Genomic DNA, 8,839 nt, shown 5'->3' on the forward strand with positions numbered 1-8,839 from the left:
ATTGAATCCCGTTTAGATACAGTTGATGATCTTTATACTATGATTAATAATGAAAAAAATAGAAAGAAAATGTTGTTTTTAAACTTTCTTACTTTATTACTTTTTGTATTATGGTTTTTCATATAAAAAAAGCCCCTTTGATAGGGGCTTTTGTGTTGCTAATATATTTTTACTCATTATCTTCTTTTACTTCAAAATAATCTGCTACATCTTCTAGAAGATCAATAATAGATAGATTTTGAGGACATTTATCAAGACATTCTCCACAGGCAATACAATTTTCTGCTCTCATTTTTGCTTTGAGTCTATTATAAGTATTATTTTTTTCTTCATAATCATCATAAAGATGAGCTTCATTATATAAAGAAAAGTTCATAGGAATATGAACATCATTAGGACAGGGAACACAATAGCCACATCCTGTACAGTTAACAGGCTGCATTTCGCGGAATTTATCTGCAGCTTTTTCTATTAAATCTTTTTCTGATTTATCTAAAGAATTTATACCAGAATTTGAAGCACTCTCTACATTTTCTTTTACCTGTTCTAAAGTGCTCATTCCACTTAATACTACTGAAACTTCTTCTTGATTCCAGAGCCACTGTAGAGCCCAATCAGGAGCAGACCTTTTTTTATCTGCTTTATCCCAGATTTTCTTAATTTCTTTAGGAGGTTCTTTAGCTAAGGTACCTCCTCGAAGTGGTTCCATAACTACTACAGCCAGTCCTTTATCTGCAGCATATTTTAATCCTTTTTGTCCTGCCTGATATTCTGTATCAAGATAGTTATATTGAATTTGACAAAAATCCCAATCATCTTCATAATAATCTACTATATCTTCAAAAAGATCATAATCGTCATGAAAAGAAAAACCTTTATATCCTATTTTTCCTTCTTTTTGAACTTTTTTCAACCAATCCATAATTTCTAAATCTTTACATTTTTGCCAGCGATCTTTACTTAAGGCATGTATTAGATAAAAATCAATTTTATCTACTTCTAATTTTTCTAACTGTTTATTTAAGTATTTGTCAAGGTCTTCTTTATCATCAACAAGCCAGATTGGAAGTTTAGTTGCAACCCTGGTTTTTTCTCTATACCCATCTTTTAAAGCTTTTGCTACAAGCTTTTCACTTTCTTCACCATGATAAGGCCAGGCTGTGTCAACATAATTCACTCCATTATCTATAGCGTATCTTATCATTTCTATAGCTTCTTTTTCTGCAATATTACTACTTTCATCTCCATCAGTAGGAAGTCGCATTGCACCAAAGCCAAGCGAAGATACTTCCCAGTCAAGATTACCAAATTTTCTATACTCCATACGAAAACCTCCTTTGTATTATTAATTGCAAATATATAATAACATATAAAAGGTATTAAAACAAATCAACTTAACATTCGCAAGTTGTTTATTCTACAGGTTTTAATTTTGCAGTAAAATGACGAAGTATTTCAGGTTCATAAGTAAACTCTAAACCTTTTAATTCATCGGTTTTATCTTTAAGAGAGATAAGGCTATCTGCAACTACATCCATGTGATTATCAGTATATACTCTCCTGGGGATTGTAAGTCTTAAAAGCTCAAGAGGGGATTTTAGTTGTTCTCCTGTTTCAGGATCTCTTCCTAAAAGGAATGAACCAATTTCTACTCCTCTTACTCCAGATTCTAGATAAAGTGCATTTGCAAGAGCCTGAGCAGGAAATTGATGATAAGGAATATGAGGTAGCATTTTTTTGGCATCTACAAAAACAGCATGACCACCTGTTGGATACTGAATAGGAATACCACCTTCTCTAAGTCTTTCTCCTAGATAATTTACCTGGCCCACTCTATAATTTAAATAATCATAATCTATACCTTCTTTTAGACCTCTGGCCATAGCTTCTATATCTCTTCCGGATAATCCACCATAGGTAGGAAAACCTTCTAAGGGAACTGTTTTGGAGCGGAGATTATTATAAAGTTCTTCATCATCCTTAATACCAATCATTCCCCCCATATTTAGGATTGCATCCTTTTTGGCACTCATGGTGAAACCTTTGGCATAACCAAACATTTCTTTAACAATTTCTGCAATTGTTTTATCATTATATCCTTTTTCTCTTTCTTTGATAAAATAAGCATTTTCCGCAAATCTAGCAGCATCAAAGAAAAGATCAATACCATATTTGTCAGCAATTTCTTTAACAGATTTTATATTAGCCATTGAAACTGGTTGACCGCCAGCACTATTACAGGTAATAGTTGCAATAATGAAGGCAATATTTTCTTCACCTTTTTCTTTAATGAAATTTTCCAGTTTTTCTAAATCAAAATTACCTTTAAAAGGATGTGATTTCTCAGTATTATAAGCCTCATCAATAACCAGATTTTTAGCTTTTCCTCCTGCCAGTTCAACATGCCCCTTAGTTGTATCAAAGTGCATATTGCTTAATACATATTGGCCTTTTTCTATTAAAGATGGAAAAGCTACCTGTTCTGCTCCTCTACCTTGATGAGTAGGGATTACATAGTTATAGTCAAAAATTTCTTTTACAGTATCCTGTAAGTTATAAAAGTTTTTACTTCCAGCATATGATTCATCACCTTTCATAAGTCCTGCCCACTGATTATCACTCATTGCATTAGTTCCACTATCAGTAAGTAAATCTATGTATACTTCTTCTGATTTTAAAGCAAAAAGATTGTAATCAGCTCTTTTTAGAGCTTTTTCTCTTTCTTGTCTTGGTATTTGTTTAATTCTTTCTACCATTTTGATTTTAAAAGGTTCAGCTTTATAATTTTTATCCATTTTAAATACCTCCCCAAAGTATTATAAATATTCATTAAATTTAATATATAAACAATCTTACCTCATTTATATACCGGTATTATTATACGTTATTAAAGGGTTTAAAATCAAGTTTAACTAATATAATAATGAAAAAATTTACAGAATTATTTGTTATGTCTTAATTTTTTTAAATTTGACAGAGTTTTAGTAGTATAATATACTAAAATAGGATACAACTATAATTAATTTTTACATTATTATATATATGGGAGGGAATTATTTATGTCCAAAAAAATGAAGTCGATGGATGGGAATACAGCTGCAGCACATGTTGGATATGCATTTACAGATGTAGCAGCTATTTATCCTATTACTCCTTCTTCACCAATGGCAGAGATGGTGGATGAGTGGAGTGCCCATGGACGAAAAAATATTTTCGGTCAAAGAGTCAAGCTTACAGAAATGCAGTCTGAAGGTGGAGCTTCTGGTGCTGTGCACGGATCACTTGCTACTGGTGCCTTAACAACTACTTTTACTGCTTCCCAGGGTTTATTACTTATGCTTCCAAATATGTATAAGATAGCCGGTGAATTACTACCAGGCGTATTTCATGTAAGTTCTCGTACTGTAGCAACACATGCCCTATCAATTTTTGGTGATCATTCTGATGTAATGGCTACAAGACAAACAGGGTGTGCAATGCTTGCTTCTGGAAGTGTTCAGGAAGTTATGGATCTTGCAGGAGTTGCTCATTTATCAGCAATTGAAACAAGCTTACCATTTGTACATTTCTTTGATGGATTTAGAACATCACATGAAATTCAAAAAATTGAAGTGATGGATTATGATGAATTAGCAGATCTTGTTAATTATGATGCTGTAAAAGAATTTAGACAAAATGCTCTAAATCCTGAACATCCTGAAACACGTGGTACAGCGATGAATCCTGATATTTTCTTCCAGGCTCGTGAAGCTGTTAATAAGCATTATACAGATGTTCCTGATATTGTAGAAGAATATATGCAGGAAATTTCTGAAATAACAGGTAGAGAATATCATCCATTTAATTATTATGGTGCTGATGATGCAGAATATGTTATTGTAGCTATGGGTTCTGTTACTGACACTATTGAAGAAACAGTTGATTATTTAGTTGATCAGGGAGAAAAGGTTGGAATTATTAAAGTGCATTTATATAGACCTTTTTCTGAAAAATACTTTATGAAAGCACTTCCTGAAAGTGTTAAAAAGATTGCTGTTCTTGATAGAACAAAAGAACCAGGATCTGTAGGAGAACCACTTTATGAAGATTTACGCTCACTTTTCTATGATAAAGAAGATTCTCCAGTTGTTGTTGGTGGAAGATTTGGACTTAGTTCTAAAGATACTACACCAACTGATATTAAAGCTGTTTATGAAAATATCAAAGATGATGATCCAAAAGATGGATTTACAATTTCAATTAATGATGATGTTACTAATACATCATTATCTAATCCGGAAAAAATTCATACTACACCAGAAAGTACTGTTCGCTGTAAATTCTGGGGCTTTGGTTCAGATGGTACAGTAGGTGCTAATAAAAATGCTATTAAGATTATTGGAGATAATACAGATAAATATGCACAGGGTTATTTCTCTTATGATTCTAAAAAATCTGGTGGAGTAACAGTTTCTCACCTTCGTTTTGGAGATGAAAGAATTAAATCAACTTATTTAATTGATGAAGCTGAGTACGTAGCCTGTCATAAAGAGAGTTATGTAGATAAGTTTGATATGGTCAATGATCTGGTAGAAGGTGGAACTTTTGTTCTTAATACTACCTGGTCAGAAGATGAATTAGATGAAAACTTGCCAGCAGAAATGAAGAAATATATAGCTGAAAATAATATAGATTTCTATATTATTAATGCTGTAGATATTGCTTCAGAAGTAGGACTTGGTGGTAGAATTAATATGGTTATGCAGACTGCCTTCTTTAAGTTGGCAGATATAATTCCAGTTGATGAAGCTATTGACTATCTAAAAGATGCTATAAAAGAAACTTATGGTCATAAAGGTGATGAAGTAGTAGAAATGAACTGGAAAGCTGTAGATAAAGCTATGGATGCTCTTGTTGAAGTAGATGTACCTGAAAAATGGGCAGATGCTGAAGAAGAGACTACTGAAGAAGAAGATAATAGACCGGATTTCGTTAAAAATATTCTTGATCCAATAAGCAAACAAAAAGGAGATGACTTACCTGTAAGTGCATTTGTGGAAGATGAAAATGGTAGTTATCCCCATGAAAATGGAGCTTTCCCACAGGGAATATCAGCTTATGAAAAACGCGGTATCGCTATAAATGTTCCAAACTGGCAACCTGATAACTGTATTCAGTGTAATCAGTGTGCTCTAGCATGTCCACATGCTGTAATTAGACCATTCCTTGTTAATGAGGAAGAAAAAGAAAATGCTCCTGAAGGATTTGAAACAATATCAGCTAATGGTAAACAATTAGAAGGATATGAGTATCGTATTCAGGTTAGTCCTTATGATTGTACTGGTTGTGGAGTTTGTGCAGAGGTTTGTCCTGCACCAGAAAAAGCACTTGTTATGACTGAATTTGATAAGATGGTAGAACAGGAAGAAGAAAACTGGAATTATGCAGTTGAAGAAGTTGGTTATAAAGAAGACTTAATGGATCCTGCTTCAATAAAAGGAAGTCAGTTCCAGCAGCCACTTCTTGAATTCCACGGAGCCTGTGCTGGTTGTGGAGAAACTGCTTATGCAAAGTTAGTAACTCAGTTATTTGGTGATAGAATGCTTATTGCTAATGCTACAGGTTGTTCTTCAATCTGGGGTGGTTCAGCACCAACTTCAGTTTATACAACTAATGATGAAGGACACGGACCAGCCTGGGCAAACTCACTATTTGAAGATAATGCCGAATATGGTTATGGAATGTATCTAGGTATGGAACAAATCAGAAATAAGATTGCTGATCTTATGAATGAAGCCATTGAAGAAGATGAAATCGGTGATGATCTAAAATCCGCCTTTGAAAAATGGCTGGATGTAAAAGATCAGGGCGAAGAATCTAAGATGGCTACTGTAAATATGATTCCACTTCTAGATAAATATAAAGATAATGAAAAAGTACAGGAAATAATTGATAAAAAAGATTATCTCACCAAGAAGTCACAGTGGATATTTGGTGGAGATGGTTGGGCCTATGATATTGGTTATGGAGGCCTTGACCACGTAATAGCCCAAAATGACGATATTAATGTTCTCATTTTTGATACTGAGGTTTATTCTAATACTGGAGGTCAATCTTCAAAAGCTACTCCAACAGCAGCTGCTGCTAAATTTGCTGCTTCAGGTAAGAGAGTGAAGAAAAAAGACCTTGGTCAAATGGCTATGACTTATGGTTATGTATATGTAGCCCAGATTTCTCTCGGGGCAAATATGAATCAGGCTGTAAAAGCTATAAAAGAAGCTGAAGCATATGATGGACCTTCTGTTGTAATAGCTTATGCTCCATGTATTTCCCATGGATTAAAAGAGGGTATGAGCTGTAGTGTAGCTCAGGAAGAAAAAGCTGTTAAAGCTGGATACTGGCATCTATACAGATTTAATCCAGAACTTAAAGAAGAAGGTAAAAATCCATTTAGCCTTGATTCTAAAGAACCAACTGAATCCTTTAGAGACTTCCTCTTAAGTGAGGTTCGTTTCTCTGCTTTACAGAAGACTTTCCCTGAAGTCGCAGAAGACCTCTTTGAGAGAGCTGAACAGGATGCTAAAGAAAGATATGAAGCTTATAAGAGATTAGAAAAAGCTTATGAGCCAGATGAAGATTAAAAATAATATAACTTAAAATCTATTTTAAAGATAAATAGAAATTATAGGGTAGCAGTTTTTACTGCTGCCCTTTTTTTTAAATCAAAATTAAAAAGAAGGAGGAGGAAGAAATGAAAAAGGAAGTTGTAATAACTGGTGCTGGTAGTGGTTTGGGGCAGTCATTGGCGAAAAAATTTTCTAAAGAAGGAGCAAAAGTACACCTGATTGGAAGAACAATAAGTAAACTTGAAAAAACAGCTAAAAAACTGGAAAACTCTTTTGAGATTCATCAATTAGATATTCGTCATAAAGAAGAAGTTGAAAAAGTATTTTCAGATATTAATAAAGTGGATATATTAATAAACAATGCTGGATTAGGAAGATTTGGAAAAGCTGAAAAATTAAATAAAAAAGAAATAGATCAGATGATTGACACAAATTTAAAAGGAACAATTTTTTGTACTCAAGCTGTATTAAAAAAGATGAAAAAGGCCAATAGAGGTTTAATAGTAAATATAATTTCTACTGCTGGTAAAAAAGGTAAAGCCACTGAATCTGTTTATTGTGCCAGCAAATTTGGAATTAGAGGTTTTACAGATAGTATTGAAAAAGAATTAAAAGATAGTAAAATTGATGTTAGTGCTTTTTATATGGGAGGAATGAATACTTCTTTTTGGGATGGTATCCTTACTGAAGAAAGGAAAGAAAAGTTTATGAATCCAGCTGATGTAGCAGAAATTATATTTGCAAATATAAAAAATAGAGATAAACTTAATGTAAAAGAAGTTTTAATTAATAGTACTAGATAATTTGATTATCTTAATATAAAATCTTATAATAGATATAGTCTTACAATATACGACATAAACTTAAAATGTTAAGTTAGCAGTTTTAAGTGTAGATGGAGGTTAATATGATGGATTTTAAACCAATTAAAAATGATAAAGTATATGAAAAAGTTATTAGTCAAATAAAAAATTTAATTTATGAAGGTGAAATTGGAAGAGGAGATAAGCTTCCTTCAGAAAGGAAACTTAAAAAACAACTGGGAGTCAGTAGGGCTTCTATCAGAGAGGCTTTTAGTGCTCTGGAGATGATTGGTCTTATTAAGAGTAGGCCAGGAGAAGGGACATTCATTAAAGAGAGGTTTGATGATAATTTAGTAGACCCTTTATCTCTTGTTTTGATTTTGAATGAAAATGTAGAAGAAGAACTATTAGAATTACGAAGAGTTCTTGAGGTGGACTGTGTTCGTCTTGCTGCTGAAAGAGCTTCAGAAGAAGATATTCAAGAAATGGCTGAATATATAGAACAATTGGTAAATAGTTCTGGTTATGAGAAAGTAAGTATTAACTCAGATAAAATGTTTCATTATACAATTGCTAAAGCCAGTGGGAATAAAGTGTTAGAATATATGATGCGTTCTATTTCAGAAGCAATGGATTTTCATATCAAAAACACAAGAACTACACTTGTTTCTAAAAAAGAAACTATGGAAAACTTTGCCAGGCAACACAAATGTATTTTTGCAGCAATTAAAAATAAAGATTCAAAAAAAGCGATGGAAGAAATGAAAAAACATCTAGATTATGTAGAAAAATTGATAAATAAAGAAATAGAAGGATAAAAAGATATATTTTTGTTAATCCACCAGAAATGGTGGATTTTTTTATGTGTTACTTTGTGAAATTATAGATTAAATAGCCTTCATTTTTTTGAATTAAGTTTATTAAGAGTTATATATTGCTTTATTTATTGTTTATAGTTAATTAAAAAAGATTAAATAACCTAAATAAGATAATACTCTTAATAATTGATAATAACTAAGAATATGAAAATGTTAAAATAATCTCGAAAAATTGATTACTAATCAGATAAAGATTAAACAGTTTGTGAAAATTATAATATTCTTTCATGTGAAAATATTTTGAAAATAAAGAAGGGTTTTGCGATTTGGGATGGAAATGTATATATAGAGGGATGATGGTCAGACCACTTAACAATATTATAAAAGGAGGCGATATAGTCTGAGTAGAGGAGTATTATTGAGTAGAAAACTTCTAGAAAAATTAATTGAAAATTAAATTTATAATATTTTCAAAATGAGTTAAGAGAAGAGGAGGATAAATAAATGTTAGCATTAGTAGCTGCTTTACCTATTATTATAGTTGGAGTTTTGATGATCGGTTATATGTGGCCAGCAAGTAAGGCAATGCCTTTTGGCTGGGGTTCTGCATTAA

5 protein-coding genes are annotated in these 8,839 nt (G+C 32.3%); 3 read left to right on the forward strand and 2 right to left on the reverse strand.

The genetic code is table 11. The features are described 5' to 3' along the window. Positions 1 to 169: 169 nt before the first annotated feature. Positions 170 to 1,324: an aldo/keto reductase gene (locus VJ881_03590; protein ID HKL75129.1), complete on the reverse strand. Its 1,155-nt coding sequence runs from the start codon at positions 1,322 to 1,324 to the stop codon at positions 170 to 172. Positions 1,325 to 1,412: 88 nt separating this feature from the next. Further along, positions 1,413 to 2,795, reverse strand: a complete 1,383-nt coding sequence (locus VJ881_03595; GenBank protein HKL75130.1) for a tryptophanase — start codon at positions 2,793 to 2,795, stop codon at positions 1,413 to 1,415. Positions 2,796 to 3,059: 264 nt separating this feature from the next. On the opposite strand from VJ881_03595, the gene nifJ reads away from it, so the two are divergent. The 3 genes from nifJ to VJ881_03610 all read left to right on the forward strand — a co-directional run bounded on the left by nifJ (position 3,060) and on the right by VJ881_03610 (position 8,226). After that, positions 3,060 to 6,620 (forward strand): pyruvate:ferredoxin (flavodoxin) oxidoreductase, encoded by a 3,561-nt coding sequence (gene nifJ, locus VJ881_03600; GenBank protein HKL75131.1) that lies wholly within the window; start codon positions 3,060 to 3,062, stop codon positions 6,618 to 6,620. Positions 6,621 to 6,706: 86 nt separating this feature from the next. Continuing rightward, on the forward strand, positions 6,707 to 7,408 hold the full coding sequence (locus VJ881_03605; protein ID HKL75132.1) for an SDR family oxidoreductase: 702 nt from the start codon (positions 6,707 to 6,709) through the stop codon (positions 7,406 to 7,408). A gap of 107 nt (positions 7,409 to 7,515) precedes the next feature. Then, positions 7,516 to 8,226: a FadR/GntR family transcriptional regulator gene (locus tag VJ881_03610; protein ID HKL75133.1), complete on the forward strand. Its 711-nt coding sequence runs from the start codon at positions 7,516 to 7,518 to the stop codon at positions 8,224 to 8,226. Positions 8,227 to 8,839 lie beyond the last annotated feature (613 nt).

Source organism: Halanaerobiales bacterium, from assembly GCA_035270125.1.
Classification (GTDB): domain Bacteria; phylum Bacillota; class Halanaerobiia; order Halanaerobiales; family DATFIM01; genus DATFIM01.

What these genes read in the sequence shown, in the direction of transcription:
- nifJ (HKL75131.1), top strand. Translation starts at nt 3,060, where the DNA reads ATGTCCAAAAAAATGAAGTCGATGGATGGGAATACAGCTGCAGCACAT.
- VJ881_03590 (HKL75129.1), bottom strand. Translation starts at nt 1,324, where the DNA reads ATGGAGTATAGAAAATTTGGTAATCTTGACTGGGAAGTATCTTCGCTT.
- VJ881_03610 (HKL75133.1), top strand. Translation starts at nt 7,516, where the DNA reads ATGGATTTTAAACCAATTAAAAATGATAAAGTATATGAAAAAGTTATT.
- VJ881_03595 (HKL75130.1), bottom strand. Translation starts at nt 2,795, where the DNA reads ATGGATAAAAATTATAAAGCTGAACCTTTTAAAATCAAAATGGTAGAA.